This window comes from Synechococcus sp. HK01-R (assembly GCF_014217855.1).
GTDB lineage: Bacteria > Cyanobacteriota > Cyanobacteriia > PCC-6307 > Cyanobiaceae > Synechococcus_C.
The window spans coordinates 1,476,928-1,502,007 of record NZ_CP059059.1 but is presented as its reverse complement, the minus strand read 5'-3'; the positions used below and the strand labels follow the sequence as shown (position 1 = coordinate 1,502,007).

Sequence of the window (25,080 nt, the reverse complement as noted above, 5' to 3'; positions counted from 1 at the left end):
TGCAAGTCTCGTTTGATCCGGAAGGATAGGCGCGACCGGTGCCGGCTTCTAGGCTGACGTCAGGCAGACAGGTCTATGGTCCGTCCCCGCTGGCAAGCGTTGCAACCCACAGCCACCGGCCGCTTCTGGCTGCGCTGGGACCGACTGATCGCACTGGTGGCGACCGCCAACTTGGCCTGGGTGGTCTTCGATGTGACCTATGTGCCACTGCGCACCTTCTGGCAACAGCGGACCCTGTACCCCCTGCCATCGGTGAACCTGGCCCTGCCCCTGCCCTGGCTGCCTGACATCACTCCGACCTATGACCGGGTGAAGGGCATCGAACCCCACCGGGACACGCAGGCCTTCATCTCCCAGTTCCGTCAGTTGGAGCGGGTTGCGGAGTCGCAGGGGATCCAAAGCGCGGCGGCTCGACAGCTGCGCCTGGAGATGGTGGTCCGCAACAGCCAGCTGATCGATGAGAACCCATTCATCGGATCGGGCAATGCAGGAACGCTCGAGAAGCTGAAAAACCATCTGAGGGCTCGCGCCGGCCTCGATTCAGCGAAACAAGCCGCCGCACGACTGCTGAGCGATTCCTATCTCAAGCTGAGCGACTGGGAGAGAGAGCGTGCCTTCTGGAACACCCGCGTCCTTCCCCTGGCCGCAACCAATTATTGGCGGGGAATTGACGAGAACGGCCAGCCGATCGATCACGCCTGGAGGATCGACACCCCTTTTCAGGTGCTGTTCCTGCTCGACATCCTCATCCGTGCGGTACGGCTCAAACGGCGCTATCCAGCGATCCACTGGAGAGATGCGTTGCTGAGACGCTGGATTGACCTGCCTTTGCTTCTGCCCTTCTGGCGCCTGCTGCGGATTCTTCCGGTGACCGAGCGGCTCTCGAGCAGCGGCCTCATCCAGCTGGAGCCCCTGCGCACAGCGGTGAGCCGTGCGGTGGTCGCCGTGCTGGCCCTGGAACTGTTTGAAGTCCTCACCCTGCGAATCCTCGATGCTCTCCAGGGACTGATCCGATCACCACGGCTGCCTCAGCGGATCCGAGGACTCTGCAGTCACCAGTCCGTGGAAGAGAACGGCGAACGAGAGCTTGCGGAACTGGTGCGGCTCTGGGCCCCCCTGATGCTCACCCAGGTCGGACCTGGCATGCGCCCACAGCTGATCGCCCTCTTCGGCCATGCCTTGCAGCGCAGCATGAATGATGTGATGGTGCCCTCTCCGCTGCGTGAGCTGGCTGCCGTGCAGCAAGCAGAGAGCGGGATCAGCCGCCAACTCGCAGCAGGAATGGTGGATGCCTTTCTGGATCTCTCCCGGCAGACCGGTCAGCGCCTGGGCCGCAAAGACGCACAGATGGAGGAGCTGACCATCAAGGCCTTCGATCGCTTCTGGGAGGAACTGGCCCGCACGCTGGAACAAGGTCCGGTTCTGGAACGCAGCCAGGAACTGGTGGCTTCGTTCCTGGAAGAGTTCAAGCGCAACAGTGTCGTGCAACTCCGCGACCAGGGTGGCGTCGATGAGCTGATCACCGAACTGGATGGCCTCAGCTTCAACCCTGAAACGTCTCGCTCCATACGGCCTCGTTGAATCCAACGAGGAAAGCGCCGTCTCCGCTCTCAAGGAAGGGACGCTTAATCAGCTTTCCGTCTGCGGCCAGAGCATCAAGAGCCTGCTCAGGCGTCATGGCTTTGACAGCGGCAGCTCCCAGGGCCCTGTAGCTCTGACCGCTTGTGTTAAAAAGCGGCTGAAGGCGACCGAAGTGCTGGAAGGCTCGGACCAACCTGTCGCGTTCGGGTGGGTTGACGGTGATATCGACGCACTCGTAGGCAATACCCCGCTGATCAAGCCAAGCCAGGGCTTTGCGACAGGTGGAGCATTTTGAGTAGCTCCAGATCTGCAAGCCAGCCACAGAGAATCAGCGTCCGAGGAGGTTCTTGACGGCGCCGAGCAGGCTGTTGGAACCCTTACCCACCCCATCACTGGGCCTGGTACGGACGGTGACGTCACCGTTGACGCTGGTGCGGCAGCTCAGGCGGTAGTTCGCGGGACGGTCGGCCAGATAGACCTCCTCGACATCAGAGCGGGGAGAGAGGTTCTGGGCACCCTCGACAACCTCCACCACACAGGTGCCGCACTGGCCGACACCACCGCAGTTGTTGAGGTTGTTCAAACCCTTGTAGGGGTTGATGCCGGCGTCGAGGGCGGCCTTTCGAAGATTGGCTCCTTCAATGCAACCGACCTGCTGGCCTTCCTGCTCGAAACGGATGGTGGGCACGGGTCGTTCACATGCTGGGCGCGCACCAACTTACAAGCATCCCGGCACCAACCCGCGGCTCTGCAACGGAACGTTCCCGGAACGTCACCAAGGAAGGGACCGCGCGCCGATCAGACCTGGGTGGCTCGGATACAAGTCTCCAGCAACGGGGCAACCGCATCGGCATCACGCCAGCCACCGATGGAGGTCACCCGGCCTTCGAGATTTTTGTAAATCCGGAAAAATTCAGCCACATCCTCCAACTGGTTCGCAGCGATCTGACGGATGCTGGTGATGCCTCGTTGACGGGGGTCAGCCACGGGGACGCAGAGGATCTTGCCGTCGTAATGGCCTGTGTCGTGCATATCGAGCACGCCGATCGGCCGGGCACAGATCAGGCAACCCGCGAAGGTGGGCTCCTCCATGATCACCATCGCATCGAGGGGAGACCCGTCTTCGGCCAGGGTGTTGGGAATGAATCCGTAGTCGAACGGGTAGCGCACCGAGGAGTGCAGCACCCGATCCAGGGCCATGATTCCCGCGTCAGCGAAATACTCGTATTTGTTGCGGCTGCCCGCCGGGATCTCCACCACCAGGTTCACCAACCCGGGTGATGGCGAAGGGGGAAGGGATCGCAGATCCATTGCGCTCCTGAGCGGTGGAGGGCAGAGCACCTCTGAGGGGCCGGTCCGTAATCACTGCAATCATCGGAACACCGAGACTGACGATTGCGAGGGCAAAACCAGCAAGAACGAGGGCCGGGCCAGAAAGGTCGAGGCCGTCGTGATGGGAAGAGTCGGGCTGGGAACCGTGAGGAGGTTCGGGGTCCATGCAGGGGTGATCGGGGACATCCCAATGAAGAGGAGCACCATGGGGGGCTCGATCTCTCATCCGGGAGAGCCGCCCTCCATCACAAACAATGCAGGGCTAGCCGATCCATCATGGCATCGCCTCCAGCAGACTGCAGGACGGGTGATCGATCAGGCGGCGCTGCGGTCCTGACGCTCACGGCGAGCGGAAAGATCGGAAGGAGCGTCCTGCAGGCCCTCGAGATGGGAGCGAATCAGACGCAGCTCCTCGAGAATCGCCCCCAGACATTGCTGTGTGGCGGTTGAAGGCGAGTTGAGCACTTCAACGGTGACCTCCTTGATGCGAAGGACGTCCTTAGCGAAGCGAGCCACCTCGTTGGGGTGGAAGAGGAGGGGATCTTTTTGGTCGCCGCGGTACTCAGGATTGAGCTTGCGAGGATTAAACGGAGGGTTGAGATTCCTGGGATCGGTGTTGGTGTAGCGGTACACCGACGCGCGGGATCTGTTGAGCGATTTCTGAACGTCTTCGATGCCGACGAGCGCGTCGGAACGGGCGATCACCGCATCCACATCGGCGGTCGTTTCGACGGAGACTCCGCCGGCGGCGGAAGCAGGGTCGATCGACCGAGAAAGCATGGGAAAGCCTGATGGCAACTGAAGTCTCAGGGACGTTAGCAGTTGAGACTCAAGAGTCACCCATTCCTCCTTCGATCAGGGCCACTTCGCCGATCGACCCTTAACTGAAGCGGTGGTAATTTCCCGCTTTCTCGTCATCTCCTCCCATGCGCGTCTCCTGCCTGATGCTGGTGACGCTGCGGGATGTTCCCGCTGACGCTGAGATCGCTTCGCATCAACTGCTCCTGCGAGGCGGCTACATCCGGCGGGTCGGATCCGGCATCTATGCCTACATGCCCCTGATGTGGAGGGTGCTGCGCAGGATCAGCTCCATCGTGCGCGAGGAAATGGACGCCACCGGAGCACTGGAGACCCTGCTGCCGCAACTCCAGCCCTCCGAGCTCTGGGAGCGCAGCGGTCGCTGGCAGGGCTACACCGCCGGCGAGGGCATCATGTTCAACCTCGAGGACCGTCAGGGGCGCCGTCTTGGCCTAGGGCCGACCCACGAAGAAGTGGTCACCGCCCTCGCGGGAGACCTGCTGCGCTCCTATCGGCAGTTGCCAGTCACGCTTTACCAAATTCAAAGCAAATTCAGGGATGAGATTCGACCCCGTTTCGGCTTGATGCGCGGGCGTGAATTCATCATGAAAGATGCCTATTCCTTCCATGCAGACGAAGCCGATCTGCGCAGCTGCTACGAGGCCATGGATGGGGCCTACCGGCGGATCTTCGAACGCTGCGGCCTGCAAGCCGTTGCCGTGGATGCCGACAGCGGCGCCATTGGCGGCGCCGCATCTCAGGAGTTCATGGTCACGGCTGAAGCGGGTGAAGACCTGATCCTGATGAGCGAATCGGGTGACTACGCCGCCAATCTTGAGAAGGCGGTCTCGATTCCTCCCGATGCCGTTGCCCTGCCAGCGGGTGAGCGTCGTGTGATCGACACACCCGGCCAGCACACGATTGAGGCGCTCTGCCAAAACCAGGCTCTTGAGCCGAGCCAGGTGGTCAAGGTGCTGGCCCTGGTTGCCCGGATGGAATCCGGGGCCATGCGTCCGCTCCTGGTCAGCCTTCGTGGTGACCAGGAGCTCAATGAGGTGAAGCTGACCAACGCCCTGGCGGCCCACCTTGGTGAAGGAGTCCTGGATCTCAATCCCGTGAGCCCGGAGCAGATCGGCAGCCAGGGGCTGCAGGCCTGGCCGTTCGGTGCTCTCGGTCCGGATCTGGAGGACGGGATCCTTCAGGGCGCCAAATCATGGGCTCACTCCTTCCTTCGCTTCGCCGACCCCACAGCCCTTGAGCTGGACCGTTTCGTCTGCGGCGCCAATGAGCCGGACCGGCATCGCTGGGGCTGGAGCTGGGGCGATCTTGGGACGGCACCAATCCAGGTGGACCTGCGCAATGCCCGAGCAGGGGATCGCTGTTTCTCGGACCCTTCGCAGCAACTGATCGAGCGGCGCGGCATCGAAGTGGGTCACATCTTCCAGTTGGGGCGCAAGTACTCCTCCGCCATGGAAGCCACCTTCACCAATGCGGATGGCGGGCAAGAACCCTTCTGGATGGGCTGCTACGGCATCGGCGTCTCGCGCCTCGCGCAGGCCGCCGTCGAGCAGCACCACGACGAGGGTGGCATCTGCTGGCCCCTGGCCATCGCCCCCTTCCAAGTGATCGTGGTGGTGGCGAGCATGCAGGACGACACGCAACGCCAGCTCGGCGAGCAGCTCTACAGCCAACTCCTGGAGGCCGGCATCGATGCGCTGCTCGATGACCGCAACGAACGGGCCGGGGTGAAGTTCAAGGATGCCGACCTGATCGGCATCCCCTGGCGCCTCGTGGTCGGTCGCGATGCTGCCGATGGGCGGATTGAGCTCGTGGAGCGCCAAAACCGCAGCACGGCGGTGCTGCCCCAGGGAGAAGCCCTCGAGAAAGTGATCAGCGCGATCCGCTCTGGGCTGACGGTTCGGGGCACAACTCGTACAGTCGCCTGAATCGGATCCGCCACCATGCTCTCCGCCCTGTATCGCCTCACCCAACAGCTGCTGAAGGTGGCGATGGCCTGGACCGTGGTGGCCTGCCTCAGCGTCACCCTGCTGCTGACCGCCTGCTCCGGGGCCTCAGCGTCCGGCCTGACCGGGGATTACGTGGAGGACACGGTGGCCGTTGCACACACCCTGCAGGCCACGATCGCCCTGAGCCAGGACGATGCCGAGCGTCCTGATGCAGAACTGGCAGCGCGGAGTCTGATCAATGACTACATGTCCCGGTACCGCCCACGCCCCCAAGTGAATGGCCTGGCCTCCTTCACCACGATGCAGACCGCTCTGAATTCCCTGGCCGGTCACTACAACACCTACGCCAACCGCCCACTGCCCGAGAGCCTGAAAGAACGGGTCGGCAAAGAACTGTCCAAGGCCGAGCGTTCGGCTGTGCGCGGCAGCTGAGGAAAGCTCAGCTGCCCGCATGCGGCATCGCGCTGATCCGGACTGAAAATGTCACGCACTCAGGGGCATTTTTGACGTAGGGAAGGGTGAAGTGCGAAACTGCCGGATTGTGCAGATTAGCGGCTTCGGGCCGCAGTGTCTTTGGCCAACGTTGTCGTCATCGGTGCTCAGTGGGGTGACGAGGGAAAAGGAAAGATCACCGATCTCCTGAGCCGCTCCGCCGATGTTGTCGTCCGTTATCAGGGCGGCGTCAACGCTGGCCACACGATCGTCGTGGACGGTCGGGTGCTCAAGCTTCACCTGATCCCTTCTGGAATCCTTTATCCCGACACCATCTGCTTGATCGGTTCGGGAACGGTCGTTGACCCGAAGGTGATGCTTGGGGAGCTCGACATGCTCATCGAGAACGGGATCGACATCTCCGGCCTCCAGCTGGCCTCCACCGCCCACGTGACCATGCCCTACCACCGCCTGCTGGATCTGGCGATGGAGAAGCAGCGTGGTGATCGCAGGATTGGCACCACCGGACGCGGCATCGGCCCCACCTACGCCGACAAATCCCAACGCAGCGGGATCCGGGTGATTGACCTGCTCGACGAGCAGCGCCTCCGCGACCGACTCGAAGGGCCCCTCAGGGAGAAAAACCAACTGCTCGAAACCATTTACGGGATGGAGCCCGTCGATGGCGACGAGGTGATCCAGGAATACCTGGCCTATGGGCAGCGTCTGGCTCCCCATGTGGTCGACTGCACCCGGGCGATTCACAGCGCCGCCCGCAACCGCAAAAACATCCTGTTCGAAGGGGCCCAGGGAACACTGCTGGATCTCGACCACGGCACTTACCCCTACGTCACCTCCTCCAATCCGGTCTCCGGCGGGGCCTGCATCGGTGCCGGCGTCGGCCCGACCTTGATCGACCGGGTGATCGGCGTGGCCAAGGCCTACACCACCCGTGTTGGCGAAGGGCCGTTCCCAACAGAGCTGAGTGGCAGTCTCAACGACCAGCTCACCGAGCGTGGCGGCGAGTTCGGCACCACCACGGGCCGTCGTCGCCGCTGCGGCTGGTTTGACGGCGTGATCGGCCGCTATGCCGTTGAAGTGAACGGTCTGGACTGCCTGGCCGTCACCAAGCTGGACGTGCTCGATGAGCTCGATGAGATCCAGGTGTGTGTGGCCTACGAACTGGATGGAGAGCGCATCGATTACTTCCCCAGCTGCGCCGAGGAGTTCTCCCGTTGCAAGCCGATTTTTGAAAGCCTGCAGGGCTGGCAGTGTTCCACCGCCGACTGCCGGCGCCTGGACGATCTGCCAGAGAAGGCGATGGCCTATCTGCGCTTCCTGGCCGACCTGATGGAAGTGCCGATCGCGATCGTGTCGCTCGGCGCCAGTAGAGATCAGACGATCGTGGTGGAAGACCCAATCCACGGGCCCAAACGGGCCCTGCTCAGCGCCTGAGTCGATCCGGCGAAGGGTGATACTGCGGCGTAACGCGTTCGCCATCACCCGATGACCTCATCCCGATTCAGCAACTCCGCCGCTTCCCTGGATGTGGTGGGCATCGGCAACGCGATTGTGGATGTGCTGGTCCAGACCGGCGATGCATTCCTGGAAAGCCATGGCCTCACCAAGGGGGCGATGGCCCTCGTGGATGAAGAGCAGGCCCAGATCCTCTACCAGGCCAGTGGCGCCGGCCTCGAGACCTCCGGTGGATCTGCCGCCAACACCCTGGCGGGTCTCGCTCAACTAGGAAGCCGGGCCGGATTCATCGGTCGCGTGCGCAATGACCAGCTCGGTGAAATCTTCAGCCACGACATCCGAGCTGTCGGAACCCGCTTTGACACCCCAGCAGCGACCAACGGCCCCAGCACGGCCCGTTGCCTGATTCTGGTGACGCCCGATGCCCAGCGCACGATGTGCACCTACCTGGGTGCTTCCGTGCAACTGGAACCCGAAGACCTGGATCTCTCCATGGTCCGTGACGCCAAGGTGCTCTACCTGGAGGGCTACCTCTGGGACAGCCCAGCAGCCAAGCGCGCCTTCATCGCAGCAGCGGAAGCCTGTCGGGACAGCGGCGGACAAGTCGCCCTCTCCCTCTCCGACGGCTTCTGCGTGGATCGTCACCGCGACAGCTTTCTTGAGCTCGTGAATGGCCATGTGGATGTGCTGTTCGCCAACGAAAGTGAAATCACCTCGCTGTACGGCACCGACAGTTTTGAGAGCGCCCTTGAACAGGTGAAGGGGTGCTGCCAGGTGGCGGCCCTGACCCGCAGTGAACAGGGCTCCGTCGTGCTCAGCGGCGATCAGCGTTGGGACATTCCTGCTTATCGCCTGGGCACCCTGGTCGACACCACTGGAGCAGGCGACCTCTATGCCGGCGGATTCCTCCACGGCTACACCCAGGGGCTCGACCTTGAAAGCTGCGGCCGAATCGGGTCTGTTTGCGCCGGTCAGGTGGTCACCCAGCTCGGCCCCCGCTCCCAGGCATCCCTGCCCGAGCTCGTGCGGCAGCACCTCAGCTGAGCAGCTCCGCTACCACCCACCCCCCATACCCATCACTGGCCTCCACCGTCCAGTGGAGCAATTCGGGGGTGTCATAACTGTGCAGCTCACACAGCACGGGCTGGAGTTGCGGCCACGCGGCCTCGGTCGTCTTGATCAGCAGCTGCACCTCCTCGCTGTGCTCGATCACCCCGTTCCAGCGGTAGCACGAGCGGATTGGATGCTGACTGACGCAAGCGGCCAGGCGCCGCTCCACCAAGGCCTGGGCCAGCGCATCCGCTTTTGCGGCATCGGCTTCGGTGGTGAGAACAAGCTTCAGCACAGGCGATCGAGCAGCTGATCCACGCTATGCACGGTTTCAAGTTGCTCCGGCAGAGGGGGGCGACGCAGCAGCCACAGCTGAAGCCCCTGTTGCTGGGTCACCCGGTGCCAGGCACGCTCCGTGATCCCCCCAGACTGTCGGCAGAGCACATCCGTGATCGCCCAGTGGCGACAGAGCGCTGCCTCCAGGGAGGCGCCATCCCCTTCCTGCTGCGGACGGTGCACCGCCAGACGTTGGGCGGGAAGTCCGGCCGCCAGGGCCTGGCGAAGGGCGAGAGGACTGGGCAGCACGCGGGCATGGAGGTGATGCCCGCCGGGCTTGAGGGCTGCCACGACCGCCGGCAGGTGCCGAGCACCCAGAGCCAGAAGGATCCGACGCCCTCCCGCGGAGCTTGTGAGTGCATCAACGCCCTCCATCAGCCGTGCACCGGCAAGGGGCTCGATCGGTCGTTCAAAGCGGAACAACGCTGGCCCCTCGCCGCCGCAGGCCTCCAGCAGCTGGGCCGTAATCCGCGTGGCGAAGGGATGGGTGGCATCCACAACCCGATCAATCCCTTCGCGCTCGAAGAGTCCCCGGATCGCCTGCGGTCCGGCCAGGGCACCGATCCATAGGTGACGCAGCGACAGGCCGTCGTAAACGCTTGCAGCAGAGGAGGAGACCACACTCACGCTGACCTGCCAGCCTTTGGCCAGCAGGGTGCGGGCGATCAGAGGGCCTTCGCCGGTGCCGGCAAGCAGCCACACATGGCCCTGGCGGTTGCGCGGTTCGTGCATCAGGATGGCGACTCCATCAACGCGTCGGACGGCGATGAACCACTGTGTGCTCGAAGTGGAGGTGCTGGAGGCCCCCACCCTTCGCTACACCCAGGACAACCAGACCCCGATCGCGGAAATGGAGGTGCGTTTCGACGGCCTGCGTCCCGATGATCCGGCCGGCCAGATCAAGGTGGTGGGCTGGGGCAACCTCGCCCAGGACCTTCAGAACCGAGTTCAGCCAGGACAGCGCCTGATGATTGAAGGGCGCCTGCGGATGAACACCGTGGCCCGCCAGGACGGCACCAAGGAGAAGCGTGCGGAATTCACGCTTGCTCGTCTCCATCCCGTGGGCTCTGGAGCCACCACAGCGCCGCAAGCTCCCCGCTCGGCTGCCCCCGCCTCGAGCGGCCCTGTGACGCCTGCTCCCAAACAGGTACCCCCAGCTCCAGCGCAACCCCAGGAGGCAGCCGCCACCTGGAACAGCGCACCGCTCGTGCCTGACACCGACGACATTCCCTTCTAAACAGCCAGACCTTTCTGAACAGCCAGACCTTTCTAAACAGCCGGTCTGTCCGGAACAGCGAGGCCTATCCGAACAGCCAATGCCATGAAGCCGGCGGTGAGGTGAGCGCTCAGGACCTGCCGCCATCCGTCTCCAGACGCTCCGCCGCCTTCACCAGCAACTGGCCCAGCTCCCGCTCCAAGGCCGCCAGATCAAGCCTCAGCTCGGCCCAGCGTCCACGATCGATCTGCTCGAGCAGCCAGGCCCTGTCCTGGTCGAGCTTGGCGATCAGGGTGGCCAGATCAGCAGACGTGCCCGGGTCCTGTTGGGGGGAGCTCTCCATGGGGGCATAACCGCCGATGACCATCCCATTCTCCGTGCCCCCGGGCCCTGCTGCGCCACGCCAGGGCAGGCCTTTGCATCAGAGTGCACCCATGACCAACCTGATCTCTCCCGGCAACCTGATCACCGTGGCTGGCGGTGTGCTCACCGTGGTGGGTGCCATCGCCTATGGCAGCGGGAACGCCAACCTCAGCCTGCCGACAATCTTCTACGGGATTCCGATCCTGCTGGGGGGCCTGGCACTCAAGTCATCCGAACTGCCCCCAGCCCGCCGAGTGATTCCAGCCACCACCTTTCGGCAACAGCGTGAAGCCGCCGCTCCGGAACTGGGCAAGCTGCTCGGTGATGTGACCCGCTGGCGCTACGGGCAGAAAGCCCATCTGGAATCTTCGCTGGAAGCCCTCAAACTCTGGGATGAAGACACCCCGCCCCAGCTGCTGGAGATCGAGGAATTAGCCAGTGATGGCGGTTATGGCCTCAGACTTCGTTTCACCCTTGGAGCCGTGCCATTGGAGCGCTGGCAGGAGCGGGAAGAACGTCTGGGACGCTTCTTCGCCAAAGGCCTTCAAGCCAAGATCGCAGCTCTGGGGAGTGATCGGATCGACCTGACCCTGCTGCCGGCGGCAGGCGAGCATGGAGAGCAGTGAACTGACGCGATGGCCACTGACGACGCCCTGAGGGTTTCGGTTCTCAGCGAAGCCCTTCCCTACATCCAGCGTTTCGCCGGTCGGCGGATCGTGGTGAAGTATGGCGGGGCTGCCATGGCCCATGCCGCATTGCAGGAAGCGGTGTTCCGGGATATCGCCCTGCTCACCAGCGTGGGTGTGCAGCCGGTGGTGGTGCATGGCGGCGGGCCAGAGATCAACACCTGGTTGAAACGTCTCGAGATTCCGGCTGAGTTCCGTGACGGCCTTCGGGTGACGGATCCGGCCACGATGGATGTGGTCGAGATGGTGCTGGTGGGACGGGTCAACAAACAGATCGTCAACGGCCTCAACCGCCTAGGCGCCAGGGCCGTTGGCCTCAGCGGCAGCGATGGAATGCTTGTTGAAGCGCGCCCTTGGGGGGATGGCAGCCATGGACTGGTCGGAGATGTGGCCCGGGTCAACCCCGATGTGCTCGAACCACTGCTTGAGAAGGGCTACGTGCCGGTGATCTCGAGTGTGGCCGCCACCGCTGATGGCCGTGCTCACAACATCAATGCCGACACTGTCGCCGGTGAGCTAGCCGCAGCCCTGGAAGCCGAGAAGCTGATCCTGCTCACCGACACCCCGGGGATCCTGAGGGATCGTGACGACCCCGACTCCCTCATCCGCCAACTGCGGCTCTCGGAGGCGAGACAGTTGATCAGCGAGGGCGTCGTGGCTGGAGGCATGACACCGAAAACCGAGTGCTGCATCCGTGCCCTCGCCCAGGGGGTTGCCGCAGCACACATCCTTGATGGACGCGTGCCCCATGCCCTCTTGCTGGAGGTGTTCACCGATGCCGGAATCGGCACGATGGTGCTGGGTCGCGGTTGATCGATGAGCACGCCCGTAGCACCGGCGGAAGCCGCCCTTGAACGGGGGGACTATGGCCTGTGCCTGCAGCTGCTGGAGCCGCTGGTGGCCGATTGCCCGATCACGGATCCGGCCGGGGCCCAGATCCGGATGCTGATGGTGACGGCCTGGATGGGGCAGGGGCAGGAGGAGAAAGCCCTGAGCACCTGTCGCCTGCTGACTCGCTGCCGTGACAACGAGGTGCGCACCCGTGCCAAACAATTGTTGGAGGTGCTTGAGGCACCGAGCCTGCAGCGGCCGGCGCGGTGGTCGATGCAACTGCCAACCCTCGACTTGGCGCCGCAGATGGGGGAACGACCCCGCCCCATCCGTCGCCGCCGCAATCAGGGGCCACCACCGCCGCCGCCACCGCCGACCGGCCCCACCACAGCCGCCACGCCTGGATTCGCTGTCGTGGTGCTGCTGGTGTTCATCGGGCTGACCGTGCTGCTCAGTGGATGCGGACGCCTGACGGCGGACATCGGTCTGCCCGGTCCAGACCGAGTGCAGCTGGGATGGACGATCGACAGCGGCACCAGTCAGCCGCTTCCCTGGCAGGGCCGCTTCGCTCGAAGCCTGGAAGCACTGAGCCCCCGCTGGTCGGCCTCCCAGCCCCGGGGCGGTTCACAACACTTCCAGGCCCCCGTGCTTCGCAGCGACGAAGCGCAACGGCTGCTGCAGAACACGGCGGCGGCCGCCGCCGCCGCCGCGGGCCTTGATCTGCCTGCGCCTCAGCTGGAGCTCAAGGAGCGCAACTGGTTGATCGGGGTGCAGCAACGGCTGGAACTGAGCCTGGATCTACAAGCGCTGAAGGGGCTGCCGCTGCCCGAACTGCGCGTACGGCTGACGCCGCCAGCTGCGGGCCGCCACAGCCAGGGCAGCCCACAGAAGCCCACCATCGGCGACGGCGCACTGCTCTGGCCCCTTGAAGCAGGTCAGGTGAACCGGCTGACACTGCGGATCTGGCGCTGGAGCCGGCTGGGTCTCGGCGCCCTCGTCGTGGTGGTGCTGCTTGGGGTGACCCTGCTGCTCCAGCGTCTGCGCCTGAATCTGGGCTTTGGTTACCCGGAGCTGCCGTCCTGATTCAGAGCTGCAGGGGATCGGGATCAACAGCAAGGGCCACATCCCTGGGCAAGGCATCCCAAAGGGCCGATCCCGGTGGCAGAGGCAGATCAGTTCCGGAAGGACCGTGCAGGAGCAACTGCCAGCGGCTGCGTCCGGCCACCCGGGCCACGGGAGCTGGGGCTGGTCCCAGTAACAGCCAACCCGAGGCCTGACACAGGGGGCGAAGCCGCTCGGCGAGCACGCTGGCAGCCGTGGCCGTGGCCGACACCGACACACCCGAGAGGCGCAGGAGACAGGCCCGACTGAAAGGCACCAGGGCCGCCTCACGGCGTACGACTTCCTCCTCCTCAAGAAAACGCTCATAGCGTCCATCCACGAGATGTCGGATCACGGGATGATCAGGCGTGTAGGTCTGCACCAACACCTGGCCGGGTCGCTCCCCACGACCGGCCCGACCGGCGAGCTGAAGGAGCAGCTGGAGCGCCTGCTCACCGGCGCGCAGATCAGGCCGGTGGAGCAAGCCATCGGCAGCCAGAACGGCCGCCAGGGTCACGCGAGGCAGATCCATTCCCTTGGCGAGCATCTGCGTGCCAACCAGCACATCCGCCTCGCCGGCTGCAAAACGCTCCAACAGGCGCCGGTGACCGTCACGCCCCCCGGTGGTGTCCCGGTCGAACCGCAACAGCCTCAAGCCCTCGAGTTCCTCAGAGAGGCGTTCAAGAACCCTCTGGGTTCCAGCCCCGAAAGGCTTAAACGCCAGGGAGCCGCAGTGGCCGCAGGCACTGGTGATCTCAGCGCGATGGTCACACCAGTGGCAGCGCAGCCACTGGCGACCTGGGCGCTGGCCATGGACGGTCAGCGCCACATCACAGTGGGGACATTGCACCACCTCACCACAGCTGCGGCAGCTGAGAAAACTGCTGTAGCCGCGTCGAGGCACCAAGACCACCGCCTGCTCTCCACGCTCTGGCAAGAGCGCCAGTCGATCCATCAGTGGGCGGCTGAGGAGGCGTCGATGGCCATCCTGCAGTTCCTGACGCATATCAATGACATGCACCGGCGGGAGTGGCTGACTGGAGATCCGCCGGCTGAGACGGGCCAGGGCCAGCGGTCCCCGGGGTTCCAGCTGAATCCAGGTTTCGAGGGAGGGGGTGGCGCTACCGAGCAACACCCGTCCCCCCAGTCGACGCACCCGCTCGAGGGCCAGGTCACGGGCGTGGTAGCAGGGCATGGGGGACTCCTGCTTGTAGGAGCTGTCGTGCTCCTCATCAAGCACGATCAGACCCAGAGGATCCAGGGGCAGGAACACGGCCGAACGAGTCCCCACCACCACGAGAGGCGTGGCGGTGTCGAGAGTGCGACGCCAGGCGCTGACGCGTTCCCGGTCGCTGCAGCCGCTGTGATACTCCAGAACCGACGAGCCAAAACGGCGGCGACAGCGATCCACCAGTTGAGGAATCAGACCGATCTCCGGCGTGAGGACCAGGGCATGGCGACCAGCTGCGAGCTCGCGGGCCACCAGCTGGAGGTACACCTCGGTCTTGCCGGAACCGGTGATCCCCCACAGGAGCATGCCGCCACCGGCGGGCTGCGGAGCAAAGGCTTCCAGCACCCGCTGCTGTTCCTCAGTGAGAACTTGGGGCAACTCGGGATCCAATGGAACAGCCGGCGGTGTCGCGGCAGCGGTGACAGCTGGAGCCAGGCGCAGCTCACGACTGGCAGCTCCGCGGCGCTCCAAGGCCTGCATGAGCTGGGAGCCAAAACCTTCCTGCTGCAGCTGACGCTGCCATTCGCCACCCCTCTCGAGCAGCAACGCATGCAGTGCAGCCTGGCGAGGGGGTAGGCCCACGTCAGACAGGGGCAACGCCTCCACCCACCAGATCCGACGCCCCGCCGAGGAGGGCTGGACCCGCTGGCCAAGCCAGCCCGGAGGCAGAGCCGCCTTCAGCATGCGGAAGGGGCTGGTGTGACAACGGATCGCCATCGCATCCAACCAATCCCTCCAGGCGGGGTCGACGGCAGCGGGCTGAAGCAGCGCTTGCACCGCCTGAAGGGACTCGCCGAGATCGGCATCGGTCGAGGTTGCAAGACGGCGGGCAATCACCAGCCCCTGCATCGAGCGACCGCGAAGGGGAACACGCACCAGATCACCAGGCGCAACCCCTAGCCCAAGGGAGTCGGCGTAAGTGAACGAGCGACCATCACGCCCCGCCTCGAGCCAGACATCCACCACCTCCACCATCAGCACGGCCAGCAGGTGCGGCCTGCAGGGTAGGGGTTGCAGGGGCTACAGGTTTTTCTTAAGATGAAGAAGTTGGACAGCCATACGCTGTCGTCGGAACCGTGCAGAGTTCCGTCCAGAGGGAAGACACGAAGCTCGAGCCAGGAGTTCTCCTCCACTACGGCCGACCGGTCTGCGAAAGCCCCTGACAGCCCTGCCTTGGTCCCGATCCTGTTATCACCTTGTCGATTCCTGTTCAGCTTCGCACCTGTCACGCAAAGACGGGTGCGCACTGAAATAGATCGCTGTCAGTGAGTGTGTCGCGTCCGCACTCATGTTGTGACGTTCCTTGAGTCCGCCTCGATTCCCCATCTGCCATGAGCCCTGCTGCGACCAAAACTGCTGCGGCCAAATCGGCAAAAGCCGCTGCCGAAAAGAAGCCCGCCATCGTGATGCTGGCTGACGCCAGCGGCAAGGCGAAGGACGTGAAACCCCCGGCCAAGTCGACAACCAAGGCCAAGAGCACGGCTGCGAAGAGCACGGCTGCGAAGAGCACGGCTGCGAAGAGCACGGCGACCAAGGCCAAGAGCACTGCTGCGAAGAGCACGGCGGCCAGGTCCACAACCAAGGCGAAAAGCAGCAGCAGCAAATCTGCGGCTGCCAAAGCAACCGACAGCAAGGCAGCGGCTGCCGCCGCAGGCAACAATCTCGATGCCGCTGCTGATGCACTCCTGGCCGCGGCCGGCGCTGCCCCTGCAGCCAAGGCGGATGCCAAGGCCGGCAGTGATGCCGCCGAGGCGTCCGCCGCAAAAGATGCCAAGGCCAAGGCCTTGGCCAGCATCAAGATTGGCCCCAAAGGGGTCTATACCGAAGACTCAATCCGGGTTTACCTGCAGGAGATCGGCCGCATCCGTCTGCTCCGTCCGGATGAGGAAATCGAACTGGCCCGGAAAATTGCCGACCTGTTGCTGCTCGAGGAGCTGGCAGCTCAATTCGAGAGTGACAACGGTCGCCTGCCTGACACCAAGGAATGGGCAGCCCTGGTGGAAATGCCGCTGATCAAGTTCCGCCGCCGGCTGATGCTTGGCCGACGGGCCAAAGAAAAGATGGTGCAGTCCAACCTGCGCTTGGTGGTGTCGATTGCCAAGAAATACATGAACCGGGGCCTCAGCTTCCAGGACCTGATTCAGGAGGGAAGCCTGGGTTTGATCCGGGCCGCTGAAAAATTCGATCACGAGAAGGGCTACAAGTTCTCCACCTACGCCACCTGGTGGATTCGTCAGGCGATCACCCGCGCCATCGCCGACCAGAGCCGCACCATCCGGCTTCCGGTGCACCTCTACGAGACCATCTCACGCATCAAGAAAACCACCAAGGTGCTCAGCCAGGAATTCGGTCGCAAGCCGACCGAAGAAGAGATTGCTGAATCCATGGAGATGACGATCGAGAAACTGCGCTTCATCGCCAAAAGTGCTCAGCTTCCGATCTCTCTGGAAACCCCAATCGGCAAGGAGGAGGATTCCCGTCTGGGCGACTTCATCGAAGCCGACATTGAGAACCCCGAACAGGATGTGGCCAAGAACCTGCTCCGGGAAGACCTGGAGGGTGTGCTGGCCACCCTCAGCCCACGGGAGCGAGATGTTCTGCGTCTTCGCTATGGCCTCGATGACGGTCGCATGAAGACCCTTGAGGAGATCGGACAGATCTTCGATGTCACCCGGGAACGCATCCGCCAGATCGAAGCCAAGGCCCTGCGCAAACTGCGCCACCCCAACCGCAACGGCGTGCTCAAGGAATACATCAAGTAAGCGAGCAACGCGTCGGGGGCTGCGGCGACGCTTCAGCCCTCGATGCTCTCTGTGAATTCCTGAAAAGCACGCTTGAGCCGCTCCACTGGGGTCTCGGCCGGAGGGCACTCCTGGTTGGTGCGGATGGTGTAGGCCTGAATCAAACGAGGCTCAGGCTCAAGAATCGACGCGATCGCTCCCTTGAACAGCACCAGATTCTTCTGAGCCGTGAGGCCATCGAGAAACGGTGCGAGAACCCAACCGCAACCGGCCTGGGTGCCATCGGCTGCGGTCTTCGCCTCCACCAGCAGGGGCCTCAGGAGCTGGTAGGCCCTCTCACCATCACCGTCGCTGGTCTGGCGAAGGCGGGCCATCACCAGCTGACCACTGGTGAGCAGGAGCAGTCGGATCGTTCCCTCCGCCAGCACCGGAAGGAAGGCCTGGGCTTCCCCGGCACCTGATGGGACTGCCGAGGAACGTGCTGCTGGAGCTCCAGGCTCGGTGGAGCCAGCGTCATGACGCACTCCGTTGACCACGGGTCCCGGCATTACAGCGGATCAACTGTCTCGAATCGTAAAGCTGCCGCTGGCCACTGGTGCTTCATGCGTTGTCAAACAGCGGCCTGAATGGAGGGCCGACTGGGTAGTCTTAGCGGCTGCAATCCTTTATCCATGGCCCTCGAGCACCTGCGCATCGCCTCCCGCCGCAGCCAGCTGGCCATGGTGCAGACCAATTGGGTGAAGGCGGAGCTTGAGAAAGCCCACCCTGGTCTGGCGATCTCCGTGGAAGCCATGGCCACCCAGGGCGACAAGATCCTGGATGTCGCCCTGGCCAAGATCGGCGACAAGGGTCTGTTCACGAAGGAGCTGGAAGCTCAGATGCTGGTGGGGCGCGCCGAGATCGCCGTGCACTCACTCAAGGATCTACCCACCAACCTGCCGGAAGGCCTGATGCTGGGCTGCATCACTGAACGGGAGGATCCCGCCGACGCCTTGGTGGTGAACGCCAAAAATGCCGACTACAAGCTGGAGACCTTGCCGGAGGGATCCGTGGTGGGCACCAGCTCCCTTCGCCGCCTGGCTCAACTGCGCCATCACTACCCGCACCTTGAGTTCAAGGATGTGCGCGGCAACGTGATCACCCGTCTGGAAAAACTGGATGCCGGCGACTACGACTGCCTCATCCTTGCTGCAGCTGGCCTCAGCCGGCTCGGCTTCGGGGATCGCATTCACCAGATCATCCCCAGCGCCATCTCCCTTCATGCCGTTGGCCAAGGCGCCCTTGGGATCGAATGCGTGGAAGGCAAGCCGGAGGTGCTGGAGCTGATCAAGGTGCTGGAACACGGTCCAACCGCCTCCCGCTGTCTGGCGGAGCGAGCTTTTCTGCGTGAACTCGAAGGCGGCTGTCAGGTGCCGATTGGCGTGAACACCTGCATCGAGGGTGACGAGCTGATCCTCACCGGCATGGTGGCCAGCCTTGATGGCCTACGCCTGATCCGTGATGAGCGTCGCGGAGCGGTGAGCAGCGCCGAGGACCTTGGCAAAGGTCTTGCCGACGACTTGAAATCCCGCGGCGCAGGAGAGATTCTGAAAGAGATTTTTGCTTCGGTGCGTCCCGAAGCCTGACTTGATGTCTCTGCTGCACACAGCGGAGGGAATCGTGCCCTTGGGCATCCCTCTGCTGGCGGGCCCTGGCACCCTCACCGTGGTGATCGCTGACCCTGCGGCCGCGAGCATGGGCGGCAAGCTGGGCCTAAGCCTGGTGGTGCTGCTGCTCACCGTGGTGGTGTATTTGATCTTCGACGCCGGCGAGATGCTGTCTTCAAAGATCAGCAGTTCAGCGCTGAAGGTGCTCACCAAGATCATGGGCCTGCTGCTTACGGCGATCGCCGTGCAGATGCTGTTCAGCGGCCTGAGCGCCGGCTTCCCGGTGCTTCTTCAGCATGGCGTGAGCAGTTGATGCTCAGCGCGTGATCACCACCGGCGTTCCAACATCGACCAGGTCATAGAGCTGCTGCACGTGAGCGTTGAGCATGCGCACGCAGCCATTGGAGACCGCGGCGCGGATCTTCACCCAATGGGGCCAGGGGGTGCCATGGATTCCGAACTGATTCGGGCCATGTTGGAGAAAACCGATCCAGCGGTGGCCGAGGGGGCTGGCAGGTCCAGTGACGGGATGCACCTTGCCTGACTTGGTGCTCTGATACTGGGGATTGACCCGCTTGTTTTCCACCTGGAAGACCCCAGCCGGCGTTGGCGTTTTCGGGTCACCAATCGCCACGGGCCAGGGGCCGAGGCGCTCACCGTTGCGGATCACGCTGATGCGCCGCGTCCGCAGATCCAGCTCAATCCGGGTGGTGGGAGCTGCCGGCAACACGGCGAGGGGGCCAGGCCCGAGCTGGGGCGCTGCGACCGCGGCAGCAGCCGAGCACACCGGAAGGGCCAGCCCCAGCAGGGCGCCGAGCACAACCGGTCGAGGAAGAGGCACAGAGCGAGTAGACATTGAATCGTCGAGACCCTTTGGTCTCAACGTAAACATCGCTCAGAGAAAAAGCAGCCCTTCCGCGAAGCCAATAAAAAAGGCGGGGTCTCCCCCGCCCTCAACAGCGCCACGGAACGCTTCAGGCTCAGTCGACCAACTTGGGATCGATCTCGGCCATGTAACGAGCCTCGCAGCTCTTGATGATCTCCACGGCCTTCTCGGTACCGAAAAAGCCATTCACCCTGCAGGTGCCAGGCTTCTTGAGATCCTTGTAATGCTCCCAGTAGTAGGTGGTTTCCTTCTTCCAGTGCTCGCCGAGATCCTCGAAGCTCTTGATGTGATCCATGCGCTTGTCATCGGCCAGCACAGCGATCACCTTGTCGTCCACCTCACCGCCATCATCAAAGGTCATGATGCCGATGATGCGAGCTTCCACCACGGATCCAGGGATCAGAGGCTCGGTCACGTTGACGATCTCAATGTCGAGGGGATCGCCGTCCTCGTCCCAGGTCCGGGGAATGCAGCCGTAGGCGAAGGGGTAGGCCAGGGAGGAGTAGCCGACACGGTCCAGCTTCAGATGACCGGTCTCAGTGATCAGCTCATACTTGTTGATCGTGTTGGAGTTGAGCTCCACGATCGTGTTCAGGCGGAGCTCCGCCTCATCGGCGAAGGCCGGCAGCACATGCAGCAGGTTGGGCATGCTGCGGCTCGGGGCCTGGTCAAGGTTGGCCATGGGCAGGGAGGATCGGCGCGGCGCATCCTACGAACCACAGATCGCATCGTCCTCCCCCTAGGGTCGTCGGGCGATCAAAGCTGCTTCCATGGTCGAGATGTATCTCGCCGCGCGACTCCACAACAGGATCAGCACAGACGAATACAGGGCCGTTCTGCTGCAGCAGAACCTTGACGAACAGGAGCAGAAGCTCAAGACCACCCTGTTGCGCCTGGTGGAAACGGGCAGCGTGCGCCTGGTCTGAATCCCACTCGGATTTCAGTTCAGCACTTGCAGCCGGCTGAGCCCTGTCTTGTTGATCCAGCGAGCCACAGCCTCTGTATCGGCCCGACTTGGCAGGCAGATACAACCACTTCCCGGCAGGCAAGTGTGAATCCCAAGGGCGCTGCGGGTCGTGGAGAAGCGAGGGTTGAGGTCAATCCACCAGGAGCCTTCCCAACGCTCAGGCCGCCCCACGTTGTAGGTGCCCACCGGCAGCGGTGCTCCATTGCCGGGAGACCAACGCCGGTCGGATGTCTGAGCCTGGCGAGTGCCACTCACCGCTGTCCAACTCGCCAGGGTCTGACCTGCCCGACGCACCTGCAGAAGCCAGCGTCGATGCCCTGAGGGGAGAGCCCCCTTGGAGCGTTGAAACACCAGTGTGTAACCGCTGGCTTCAGCTGCCGGCCCGGGCGGCAACGAGGACACGCTCAAAAGGATGGACAGCACCACCAGGGAACGCCAAGGCATGGAGCGATGCAGCGCGCAGTCGACTGCACCATGCTGGCGAATCTCCAGGCGTCTGGGGCGGAATCAGACCCTTGCGGAATCAGCGGCTGGCGGAATCAGTTGGTGCTGAGTTCAAATCACCACCATCGGCAGAAGAGCGAATTCTCAATTCAAAGCCTCCCTCTCGCTCGAGATATTCCCCAAGTGCATCCTTGATCAAGGAGAGCATTGTTCGATCTCTCTGCAGTGCTAAAAGCCTGAGGGCTTTGTGCTGCCGATCATCAAGAGTCAGCGTGAGCCGAGGCATTCAGACTGATTGAAACCATCACCATAACGGCCCAAAGGAAAGCACAATGATGCACATGCACTCATGCACCAAGGCATTCATGCAGCGCATCAATGATCAAGCAGAACGCCGCACTTCGCGGATCACGGCATCAATGCATTGGGGACGGTTGCGGATATAAGCATTGAACTCAATCGCCAGCAAACGAGCCTCAAAGGCATCACTGGCATAAAAGCAGGTTTCCAATTTATGGCCGTCAAAGTTTTTGTAGCGAACCGTGTAGGGGTCGAGCGTGGAAAGACAACGCATGGCCATGCCTCATGTGCAACTTCATCATTGCTCAATCATGAGCACAACCGCCAACACCTGGCCTTGGACTGCTCCTAACCCAAGGTTAGGAAATCAGAAGCAAGCAGCTAAGCAAAGGACGATGCAGCAGGATTCTTGAGGTTTGACGCCTCAGCAATGGACGCCAGCTGGCTGATCACCGCATTCTTTTTGATCTCGGCCTCGGCCGCCGCACTGGGGCTGGTGACGTTGCTGATTGGCCTCCAGCGCACCTTTGCAACGGCACCGGAACTGGATGCCGAATCCACGGATTACGGCGGCGATCCGATCGACACCAGCCTCACAGTGGTGATTCCGGCTTTCAACGAAGCCGCCAACATTGAAGCCTGCCTGAGAACTGTGCTGACCAGCGCGTCTCCCTGCCAACAGTGGAAGGTTCTGGTCGTGGATGATGAGTCGAGCGATGCAACCCTGGCAATCGCCAGGGCAGAAATGAGCCAACTCGAGTGCAAGAGCTCGGGCGAAAACCCTGAAGGCCAGGTGATCGCAGCGGGCCCGCGGCCAGAAGGCGAGCGCTGGGTGGGCAAGAACTGGGCCTGCAGCCAGGCGATGCATGAGGTCTCCAGTGGCTGGGTGCTGTTCATCGATGCCGATGTGCGCCTAGCCCCTGACGCCATCCGCCGCGCCCTGCATCAGGCGACCAGAGAGGAGGCGGATTTGTTCAGCCTTGCGCCCCGCCTGGTCTGCAGCTGTCTGGCGGAGTGGATGGTCCAGCCCATCATGGCCAGCCTGCTGGGCCTGGGGTTTCCGATTCAAGAAACCAATGAACCCGACTCCAGCGTGGCCTTTGCCGCCGGGCCCTTCATGCTCTTCCGACGGGAGGCCTATGAGGCCATCGGAGGCCACCGTGCCCTTGCCGCAGAAGTGGTGGAAGACCTGGCACTCGCCCGCCGCATCAAGCATGGGGGCTATCGGCTGCGTTACCGCCTGGGGCTTGATGCCGTGGAGCTGCACATGTATGCCAGCTTCAGCGCCCTCTGGGAGGGGTGGAGCAAAAACTGGTTTCTTGGCCTCGATGGAAGCATCCTCAAAGCCCTCAGTGCCGGCGGTGTGGTTCTGCTGATGTTCAGCACGCCCTGGCTGGTGGTTCCGGGTGCCCTGGTGATGGATCGACTCCTGCCGGCTGGCCCTCTACAGACCTGTTGGCAGGCCATCACCGTTTTGGGCCTGGTGGGTATCGGCCTGCAGCTGGGGTTGAGGCTCTGGACCCTGAAGAGATTCGCCCTACCGCTGAAGCATTGGTGGCTGATGGGCGCCGGCGGTCTGATCGTGGCCGGCTTGGCACCGACATCGGTCTGGCGCAGCCTCACCGGTCAGGGCTGGACCTGGAAGGGGCGATCCCTCAGCTCATGATCAGGGCTGGATCGCTTGAGCCTGGATCGCATCCACGGTGTGCTGGAGCTGGGCGATGTCATGGAGACCGTTGACGTCGAACCAAGGCGCCGTGGCCCAGTCGAACCCCTCACCAAACGTGTTGTCAGGCGCGACCACATACCAGTGGCAATCGGCATCCGGCACATCCACAGCGCAATGGGACCAGTCGTTGCTCCACTGGGGCACCTGCACCCAAAGCACCGCGGCCATCAGCACGCCAAACAGACTGCGGAGCATGGGTCCAACCATGAGACAAGCGGAGCCTAACGGGTCTTCTGGCCGATCCGAACCGGAGCTCAGGCCCAGGGTTCGCAGCGGTAGGTCTCAACCCCACCACGCCGCTGGCGGAACTCAGGATGATCGGGGTCCTCGGCCCTCCACCACCAGCGACCATCGGTGTAACTGGGGGCACCGGCGTTGTTGGTGCGGGGTAGCTGCAGGGTGACGCCCCGCCAATGAATGAGTACGCCATCACCAGGCAAGGTGCCCGCAGCCGTGTTGGGAATCGAGTCGGCCAGAGCCCCCATGGCCTCCCGGCCCAGATCAATCGTCTCAACACTGAGCCGATCGCCCTCGCAGATCCAGTCGGCGGACACCGGGCTCGGAATCGCCAGCATCAGCTGCAGGGTGAGCGCAAGCGTCAACACGGCGCAACAGCAGCGATTCAGCAGGGAGCAATCCACAGCGTGCTCAAGGGCGCGACAGAGTGACAGTGTGGCCTTTCCAGCAATGCTCCCCTTCAGTCCGTTTTGTCCGATCAGTGCAGCGAAGATCGCCGGCCTGAAGGCCACGGTGATGCTGCTGCTCGTGCTTCTGATCAAGTCGAAACTGCTGCGCGTGAAGATGTCACTGCTCGGCTCCCTGCTCGGCCTGTTCATGCTCACCGGATTTCTGCTGAGCACAGGCCTGCTCACCCTGATCGCCGGTGGCGCCGTGGCCTACGCCGCAACTCGCAGCAAGTGATGAACGACTCCTCCAACCAGGCAACAGCCTCTCCAAGCCGCGAACAGATCCTGGCCGCCTCCTCCGGTTGGGTGGCCGCTCTGCTCAACGTGATTCCTGGCCTTGGAGCCGGCTATCTCTACCAACGACGCTGGAAGGCCTATTGGATCACCTCGATCCTGGCCAGCACTTGGTTCATCGCCGGAGCCGTTCTGGGCCAAAACGCTGAGGCCAGTGCTGAGGCTCAGAACCAGCTTGTGGGTCTGATCGGCCTGGTGCTGCTTGCAGCGATCACGGCGACTGAAGCGGGGCTGGCCGTGAAACGGGTGCGTCGCAACCAGGGGTGAACAACCAGCAGGCCGCTGCCGCTGTGCTTCGGTTCTGGTTTGAAGAATGCCGGCCCCGTCAGTGGTTCCAACAAAGCGATGCCTTTGATGGGGAGGTTCGCAGCCGCTTTGGCCCCCTGACCATGGAGGCCCTTGCCGGCCAACTGACGGCATGGGGAGAGGAGCCGGACAGCGGGCTGGCCTTGGTGCTGCTGTTGGATCAGTTCAGTCGACAGCTGTATCGGGATCAGCCCGAGGCCTTCAGTGGCGATGCAGCGGCCCTGGCCCTGAGCCGTCAGGCGCTGACCTGCGGCTGGTTGTCAGACGAAGCATCCCGCCCGCGACGACAGTTCTGGTTGATGCCCTTTCTGCACAGCGAAACCCTCGCTGACCTGGAGGAGGGGATTCCGTTGCTCGAGCGCTTCAGCGATCCTGCAACTGCCGCCGTGGCACGAAGGAACAGGGAGCTTCTCCTGCGTTTCGGCCGGTACCCCCATCGCAATGCAGCCCTGGGGCGACTCTCCACTGCCGAGGAGGAGAGCTATCTGCTGACGCGTCACTTGCCCCAGTGCGACTGCTGCGGCAAGGCAGGCCCCCTCCACTACCGCGTGCGCAGCGATGCACGGCCTGAGTGGCGACTCGCCTGCCCTGAATGCTGGGAACCAATCAGCCGACAGCCCGGCTACCGCTACGGCGGCACCCGCAAGGCCAACCGCCGTCAACGCCAACGTTGAGGACAGG

The 25,080-nt window shown here is 63.2% G+C and carries 32 protein-coding genes; 17 read left to right on the top strand and 15 right to left on the bottom strand.

All coding sequences use genetic code 11. The features are described 5' to 3' along the window. Positions 1 to 75 precede the first annotated feature (75 nt). On the top strand, positions 76 to 1,581 hold the full coding sequence (locus H0O21_RS08035; protein ID WP_185189307.1) for a hypothetical protein: 1,506 nt from the start codon (positions 76 to 78) through the stop codon (positions 1,579 to 1,581). On the opposite strand, the gene H0O21_RS08030 is transcribed toward H0O21_RS08035, so the two are convergent. The 4 genes from H0O21_RS08030 to H0O21_RS08015 form a co-directional block, all read right to left on the bottom strand. Continuing rightward, positions 1,544 to 1,903: an arsenate reductase family protein gene (locus tag H0O21_RS08030; RefSeq protein WP_131594613.1), complete on the bottom strand. Its 360-nt coding sequence runs from the start codon at positions 1,901 to 1,903 to the stop codon at positions 1,544 to 1,546. The two genes, H0O21_RS08035 and H0O21_RS08030, sit on opposite strands and share 38 nt — an antisense overlap. A 6-nt stretch (positions 1,904 to 1,909) precedes the next feature. Further along, positions 1,910 to 2,269 carry a 2Fe-2S iron-sulfur cluster-binding protein gene (locus H0O21_RS08025; RefSeq protein ID WP_131454480.1) on the bottom strand — a complete coding sequence of 120 codons (360 nt, stop codon included), beginning with the start codon at positions 2,267 to 2,269 and terminating at the stop codon, positions 1,910 to 1,912. Between the two features lie 110 nt (positions 2,270 to 2,379). Next, entirely contained in the window at positions 2,380 to 2,892 is a 513-nt protein-coding gene (locus H0O21_RS08020) for an inorganic diphosphatase (protein WP_131454481.1), read from the bottom strand. A 336-nt stretch (positions 2,893 to 3,228) separates the two neighbouring features. Then, positions 3,229 to 3,693, bottom strand: coding sequence for a resolvase (locus H0O21_RS08015; RefSeq protein ID WP_185189306.1), 465 nt, complete (start codon positions 3,691 to 3,693; stop codon positions 3,229 to 3,231). 146 nt (positions 3,694 to 3,839) lie between these two features. Here H0O21_RS08015 and H0O21_RS08010 point away from each other — a divergent pair, with 146 nt between their 5' ends. The 4 genes from H0O21_RS08010 to H0O21_RS07995 all read left to right on the top strand — a co-directional run bounded on the left by H0O21_RS08010 (position 3,840) and on the right by H0O21_RS07995 (position 8,630). Next, positions 3,840 to 5,657: a proline--tRNA ligase gene (locus H0O21_RS08010; protein WP_185189305.1), complete on the top strand. Its 1,818-nt coding sequence runs from the start codon at positions 3,840 to 3,842 to the stop codon at positions 5,655 to 5,657. A 15-nt stretch (positions 5,658 to 5,672) separates the two neighbouring features. Beyond that, positions 5,673 to 6,110, top strand: coding sequence for a photosystem II protein Psb27 (gene psb27, locus H0O21_RS08005; protein WP_185189304.1), 438 nt, complete (start codon positions 5,673 to 5,675; stop codon positions 6,108 to 6,110). A 135-nt stretch (positions 6,111 to 6,245) separates the two neighbouring features. After that, a complete protein-coding gene (locus tag H0O21_RS08000; RefSeq protein WP_185189303.1) occupies positions 6,246 to 7,565 on the top strand; it encodes an adenylosuccinate synthase in 1,320 nt (439 codons plus the stop codon). 51 nt (positions 7,566 to 7,616) lie between these two features. Next, on the top strand, positions 7,617 to 8,630 hold the full coding sequence (locus H0O21_RS07995) for an adenosine kinase (protein WP_131454486.1): 1,014 nt from the start codon (positions 7,617 to 7,619) through the stop codon (positions 8,628 to 8,630). Here H0O21_RS07995 and cutA read toward each other — a convergent pair. Together cutA and H0O21_RS07985 are read right to left on the bottom strand one after the other, a co-directional pair. After that, positions 8,623 to 8,931, bottom strand: coding sequence for a divalent-cation tolerance protein CutA (cutA, locus tag H0O21_RS07990; protein WP_131454487.1), 309 nt, complete (start codon positions 8,929 to 8,931; stop codon positions 8,623 to 8,625). The genes H0O21_RS07995 and cutA overlap by 8 nt on opposite strands. Beyond that, positions 8,925 to 9,704, bottom strand: coding sequence for a precorrin-6A/cobalt-precorrin-6A reductase (locus H0O21_RS07985; RefSeq protein ID WP_185189302.1), 780 nt, complete (start codon positions 9,702 to 9,704; stop codon positions 8,925 to 8,927). The genes cutA and H0O21_RS07985 overlap by 7 nt, the downstream gene beginning before the upstream one ends. Positions 9,705 to 9,738: 34 nt before the next feature. On the opposite strand from H0O21_RS07985, the gene H0O21_RS07980 reads away from it, so the two are divergent. Then, positions 9,739 to 10,209 (top strand): single-stranded DNA-binding protein, encoded by a 471-nt coding sequence (locus tag H0O21_RS07980; protein WP_185190939.1) that lies wholly within the window; start codon positions 9,739 to 9,741, stop codon positions 10,207 to 10,209. Positions 10,210 to 10,318: 109 nt separating this feature from the next. Here H0O21_RS07980 and H0O21_RS07975 read toward each other — a convergent pair whose 3' ends face one another. Beyond that, positions 10,319 to 10,531 (bottom strand): hypothetical protein, encoded by a 213-nt coding sequence (locus H0O21_RS07975; RefSeq protein WP_131454490.1) that lies wholly within the window; start codon positions 10,529 to 10,531, stop codon positions 10,319 to 10,321. Between the two features lie 91 nt (positions 10,532 to 10,622). Between H0O21_RS07975 and H0O21_RS07970 the strand changes: the two genes are divergently transcribed. Genes H0O21_RS07970 through H0O21_RS07960 form a run of 3 tightly spaced genes read left to right on the top strand, consistent with a single transcriptional unit; the run spans position 10,623 to position 13,151 of the window. Next, positions 10,623 to 11,177, top strand: coding sequence for a DUF2854 domain-containing protein (locus tag H0O21_RS07970; RefSeq protein ID WP_185189301.1), 555 nt, complete (start codon positions 10,623 to 10,625; stop codon positions 11,175 to 11,177). Positions 11,178 to 11,186: 9 nt separating this feature from the next. After that, entirely contained in the window at positions 11,187 to 12,050 is an 864-nt protein-coding gene (gene argB, locus H0O21_RS07965; protein WP_185189300.1) for an acetylglutamate kinase, read from the top strand. Positions 12,051 to 12,053: 3 nt separating this feature from the next. Further along, positions 12,054 to 13,151, top strand: coding sequence for a DUF3153 domain-containing protein (locus H0O21_RS07960; protein ID WP_185189299.1), 1,098 nt, complete (start codon positions 12,054 to 12,056; stop codon positions 13,149 to 13,151). Between the two features lies 1 nt (position 13,152). Here H0O21_RS07960 and priA read toward each other — a convergent pair whose 3' ends face one another. Then, positions 13,153 to 15,375, bottom strand: a complete 2,223-nt coding sequence (gene priA / locus H0O21_RS07955) for a primosomal protein N' (RefSeq protein ID WP_185190938.1) — start codon at positions 15,373 to 15,375, stop codon at positions 13,153 to 13,155. A 356-nt stretch (positions 15,376 to 15,731) separates the two neighbouring features. On the opposite strand from priA, the gene rpoD reads away from it, so the two are divergent. Next, complete coding sequence (rpoD, locus tag H0O21_RS07950) at positions 15,732 to 17,162, top strand: RNA polymerase sigma factor RpoD (RefSeq protein WP_185189298.1); 1,431 nt, start codon at positions 15,732 to 15,734, stop codon at positions 17,160 to 17,162. 32 nt (positions 17,163 to 17,194) lie between these two features. Here the strand turns inward: rpoD and H0O21_RS07945 are convergent, their stop codons facing one another. After that, on the bottom strand, positions 17,195 to 17,689 hold the full coding sequence (locus H0O21_RS07945) for a DUF6561 domain-containing protein (RefSeq protein ID WP_185189297.1): 495 nt from the start codon (positions 17,687 to 17,689) through the stop codon (positions 17,195 to 17,197). Between the two features lie 123 nt (positions 17,690 to 17,812). Here H0O21_RS07945 and hemC point away from each other — a divergent pair, with 123 nt between their 5' ends. Both hemC and H0O21_RS07935 read left to right on the top strand, forming a co-directional pair. After that, positions 17,813 to 18,766 carry a hydroxymethylbilane synthase gene (hemC, locus tag H0O21_RS07940; RefSeq protein ID WP_185189296.1) on the top strand — a complete coding sequence of 318 codons (954 nt, stop codon included), beginning with the start codon at positions 17,813 to 17,815 and terminating at the stop codon, positions 18,764 to 18,766. Positions 18,767 to 18,770: 4 nt separating this feature from the next. Next, the gene (locus H0O21_RS07935; protein WP_255440943.1) at positions 18,771 to 19,100 is read left to right on the top strand and encodes a MarC family protein; all 330 of its coding nucleotides are present in this window, start codon (positions 18,771 to 18,773) and stop codon (positions 19,098 to 19,100) included. Positions 19,101 to 19,103: 3 nt separating this feature from the next. Here H0O21_RS07935 and H0O21_RS07930 read toward each other — a convergent pair whose 3' ends face one another. Beyond that, complete coding sequence (locus tag H0O21_RS07930; protein ID WP_185189295.1) at positions 19,104 to 19,643, bottom strand: L,D-transpeptidase; 540 nt, start codon at positions 19,641 to 19,643, stop codon at positions 19,104 to 19,106. Between the two features lie 124 nt (positions 19,644 to 19,767). Then, on the bottom strand, positions 19,768 to 20,355 hold the full coding sequence (locus H0O21_RS07925) for an inorganic diphosphatase (protein ID WP_131454499.1): 588 nt from the start codon (positions 20,353 to 20,355) through the stop codon (positions 19,768 to 19,770). Between the two features lie 88 nt (positions 20,356 to 20,443). Between H0O21_RS07925 and H0O21_RS07920 the strand changes: the two genes are divergently transcribed. Continuing rightward, positions 20,444 to 20,599, top strand: coding sequence for a hypothetical protein (locus H0O21_RS07920; protein ID WP_164498725.1), 156 nt, complete (start codon positions 20,444 to 20,446; stop codon positions 20,597 to 20,599). 14 nt (positions 20,600 to 20,613) lie between these two features. Here the strand turns inward: H0O21_RS07920 and H0O21_RS07915 are convergent, their stop codons facing one another. Together H0O21_RS07915 and H0O21_RS07910 are read right to left on the bottom strand one after the other, a co-directional pair. After that, positions 20,614 to 21,084 (bottom strand): hypothetical protein, encoded by a 471-nt coding sequence (locus tag H0O21_RS07915; protein WP_185189294.1) that lies wholly within the window; start codon positions 21,082 to 21,084, stop codon positions 20,614 to 20,616. Between the two features lie 382 nt (positions 21,085 to 21,466). After that, positions 21,467 to 21,658 (bottom strand): hypothetical protein, encoded by a 192-nt coding sequence (locus H0O21_RS07910; protein ID WP_131454501.1) that lies wholly within the window; start codon positions 21,656 to 21,658, stop codon positions 21,467 to 21,469. A gap of 156 nt (positions 21,659 to 21,814) precedes the next feature. Between H0O21_RS07910 and H0O21_RS07905 the strand changes: the two genes are divergently transcribed. After that, positions 21,815 to 23,050: a glycosyltransferase family 2 protein gene (locus H0O21_RS07905; protein ID WP_185189293.1), complete on the top strand. Its 1,236-nt coding sequence runs from the start codon at positions 21,815 to 21,817 to the stop codon at positions 23,048 to 23,050. On the opposite strand, the gene H0O21_RS07900 is transcribed toward H0O21_RS07905, so the two are convergent. Both H0O21_RS07900 and H0O21_RS07895 read right to left on the bottom strand, forming a co-directional pair. Continuing rightward, positions 23,051 to 23,308 carry a hypothetical protein gene (locus tag H0O21_RS07900; protein WP_131454503.1) on the bottom strand — a complete coding sequence of 86 codons (258 nt, stop codon included), beginning with the start codon at positions 23,306 to 23,308 and terminating at the stop codon, positions 23,051 to 23,053. It abuts the gene before it with no gap. Between the two features lie 59 nt (positions 23,309 to 23,367). Next, on the bottom strand, positions 23,368 to 23,688 hold the full coding sequence (locus H0O21_RS07895) for a hypothetical protein (RefSeq protein ID WP_131454797.1): 321 nt from the start codon (positions 23,686 to 23,688) through the stop codon (positions 23,368 to 23,370). A gap of 112 nt (positions 23,689 to 23,800) precedes the next feature. Here H0O21_RS07895 and H0O21_RS07890 point away from each other — a divergent pair, with 112 nt between their 5' ends. From H0O21_RS07890 to H0O21_RS07880, 3 genes are read left to right on the top strand one after another with little or no spacing between them, the layout of a single operon-like run. Beyond that, positions 23,801 to 24,034, top strand: a complete 234-nt coding sequence (locus H0O21_RS07890; protein WP_131454798.1) for a hypothetical protein — start codon at positions 23,801 to 23,803, stop codon at positions 24,032 to 24,034. Beyond that, positions 24,034 to 24,360 carry a hypothetical protein gene (locus H0O21_RS07885; protein WP_131454504.1) on the top strand — a complete coding sequence of 109 codons (327 nt, stop codon included), beginning with the start codon at positions 24,034 to 24,036 and terminating at the stop codon, positions 24,358 to 24,360. The genes H0O21_RS07890 and H0O21_RS07885 overlap by 1 nt, the downstream gene beginning before the upstream one ends. Further along, a complete protein-coding gene (locus H0O21_RS07880) occupies positions 24,357 to 25,073 on the top strand; it encodes a DUF924 family protein (protein WP_185189292.1) in 717 nt (238 codons plus the stop codon). Before H0O21_RS07885 ends, H0O21_RS07880 begins: the two co-directional genes overlap by 4 nt. Positions 25,074 to 25,080: the final 7 nt, after the last annotated feature.

Coding starts and splice junctions, on each gene's coding strand:
- priA (WP_185190938.1), bottom strand. CDS start 15,375: ATGGTGGAGGTGGTGGATGTCTGGCTCGAGGCGGGGCGTGATGGTCGC.
- H0O21_RS07985 (WP_185189302.1), bottom strand. CDS start 9,704: ATGCACGAACCGCGCAACCGCCAGGGCCATGTGTGGCTGCTTGCCGGC.
- H0O21_RS07970 (WP_185189301.1), top strand. CDS start 10,623: ATGACCAACCTGATCTCTCCCGGCAACCTGATCACCGTGGCTGGCGGT.
- H0O21_RS07945 (WP_185189297.1), bottom strand. CDS start 17,689: ATGCCGGGACCCGTGGTCAACGGAGTGCGTCATGACGCTGGCTCCACC.
- H0O21_RS08020 (WP_131454481.1), bottom strand. CDS start 2,892: ATGGATCTGCGATCCCTTCCCCCTTCGCCATCACCCGGGTTGGTGAAC.
- hemC (WP_185189296.1), top strand. CDS start 17,813: ATGGCCCTCGAGCACCTGCGCATCGCCTCCCGCCGCAGCCAGCTGGCC.
- rpoD (WP_185189298.1), top strand. CDS start 15,732: ATGAGCCCTGCTGCGACCAAAACTGCTGCGGCCAAATCGGCAAAAGCC.
- H0O21_RS07905 (WP_185189293.1), top strand. CDS start 21,815: ATGGACGCCAGCTGGCTGATCACCGCATTCTTTTTGATCTCGGCCTCG.
- H0O21_RS07930 (WP_185189295.1), bottom strand. CDS start 19,643: ATGTCTACTCGCTCTGTGCCTCTTCCTCGACCGGTTGTGCTCGGCGCC.
- H0O21_RS07960 (WP_185189299.1), top strand. CDS start 12,054: ATGAGCACGCCCGTAGCACCGGCGGAAGCCGCCCTTGAACGGGGGGAC.
- H0O21_RS08015 (WP_185189306.1), bottom strand. CDS start 3,693: ATGCTTTCTCGGTCGATCGACCCTGCTTCCGCCGCCGGCGGAGTCTCC.
- H0O21_RS07980 (WP_185190939.1), top strand. CDS start 9,739: ATGAACCACTGTGTGCTCGAAGTGGAGGTGCTGGAGGCCCCCACCCTT.
- H0O21_RS07900 (WP_131454503.1), bottom strand. CDS start 23,308: ATGCTCCGCAGTCTGTTTGGCGTGCTGATGGCCGCGGTGCTTTGGGTG.
- H0O21_RS07885 (WP_131454504.1), top strand. CDS start 24,034: ATGAACGACTCCTCCAACCAGGCAACAGCCTCTCCAAGCCGCGAACAG.
- H0O21_RS07895 (WP_131454797.1), bottom strand. CDS start 23,688: ATGCTGGCGATTCCGAGCCCGGTGTCCGCCGACTGGATCTGCGAGGGC.
- H0O21_RS07935 (WP_255440943.1), top strand. CDS start 18,771: ATGTCTCTGCTGCACACAGCGGAGGGAATCGTGCCCTTGGGCATCCCT.
- H0O21_RS07920 (WP_164498725.1), top strand. CDS start 20,444: ATGGTCGAGATGTATCTCGCCGCGCGACTCCACAACAGGATCAGCACA.
- H0O21_RS08010 (WP_185189305.1), top strand. CDS start 3,840: ATGCGCGTCTCCTGCCTGATGCTGGTGACGCTGCGGGATGTTCCCGCT.
- psb27 (WP_185189304.1), top strand. CDS start 5,673: ATGCTCTCCGCCCTGTATCGCCTCACCCAACAGCTGCTGAAGGTGGCG.
- H0O21_RS07975 (WP_131454490.1), bottom strand. CDS start 10,531: ATGGAGAGCTCCCCCCAACAGGACCCGGGCACGTCTGCTGATCTGGCC.
- H0O21_RS07915 (WP_185189294.1), bottom strand. CDS start 21,084: ATGCCTTGGCGTTCCCTGGTGGTGCTGTCCATCCTTTTGAGCGTGTCC.
- H0O21_RS07925 (WP_131454499.1), bottom strand. CDS start 20,355: ATGGCCAACCTTGACCAGGCCCCGAGCCGCAGCATGCCCAACCTGCTG.
- H0O21_RS08035 (WP_185189307.1), top strand. CDS start 76: ATGGTCCGTCCCCGCTGGCAAGCGTTGCAACCCACAGCCACCGGCCGC.
- H0O21_RS07910 (WP_131454501.1), bottom strand. CDS start 21,658: ATGCGTTGTCTTTCCACGCTCGACCCCTACACGGTTCGCTACAAAAAC.
- H0O21_RS07890 (WP_131454798.1), top strand. CDS start 23,801: ATGCTCCCCTTCAGTCCGTTTTGTCCGATCAGTGCAGCGAAGATCGCC.
- H0O21_RS07995 (WP_131454486.1), top strand. CDS start 7,617: ATGACCTCATCCCGATTCAGCAACTCCGCCGCTTCCCTGGATGTGGTG.
- argB (WP_185189300.1), top strand. CDS start 11,187: ATGGCCACTGACGACGCCCTGAGGGTTTCGGTTCTCAGCGAAGCCCTT.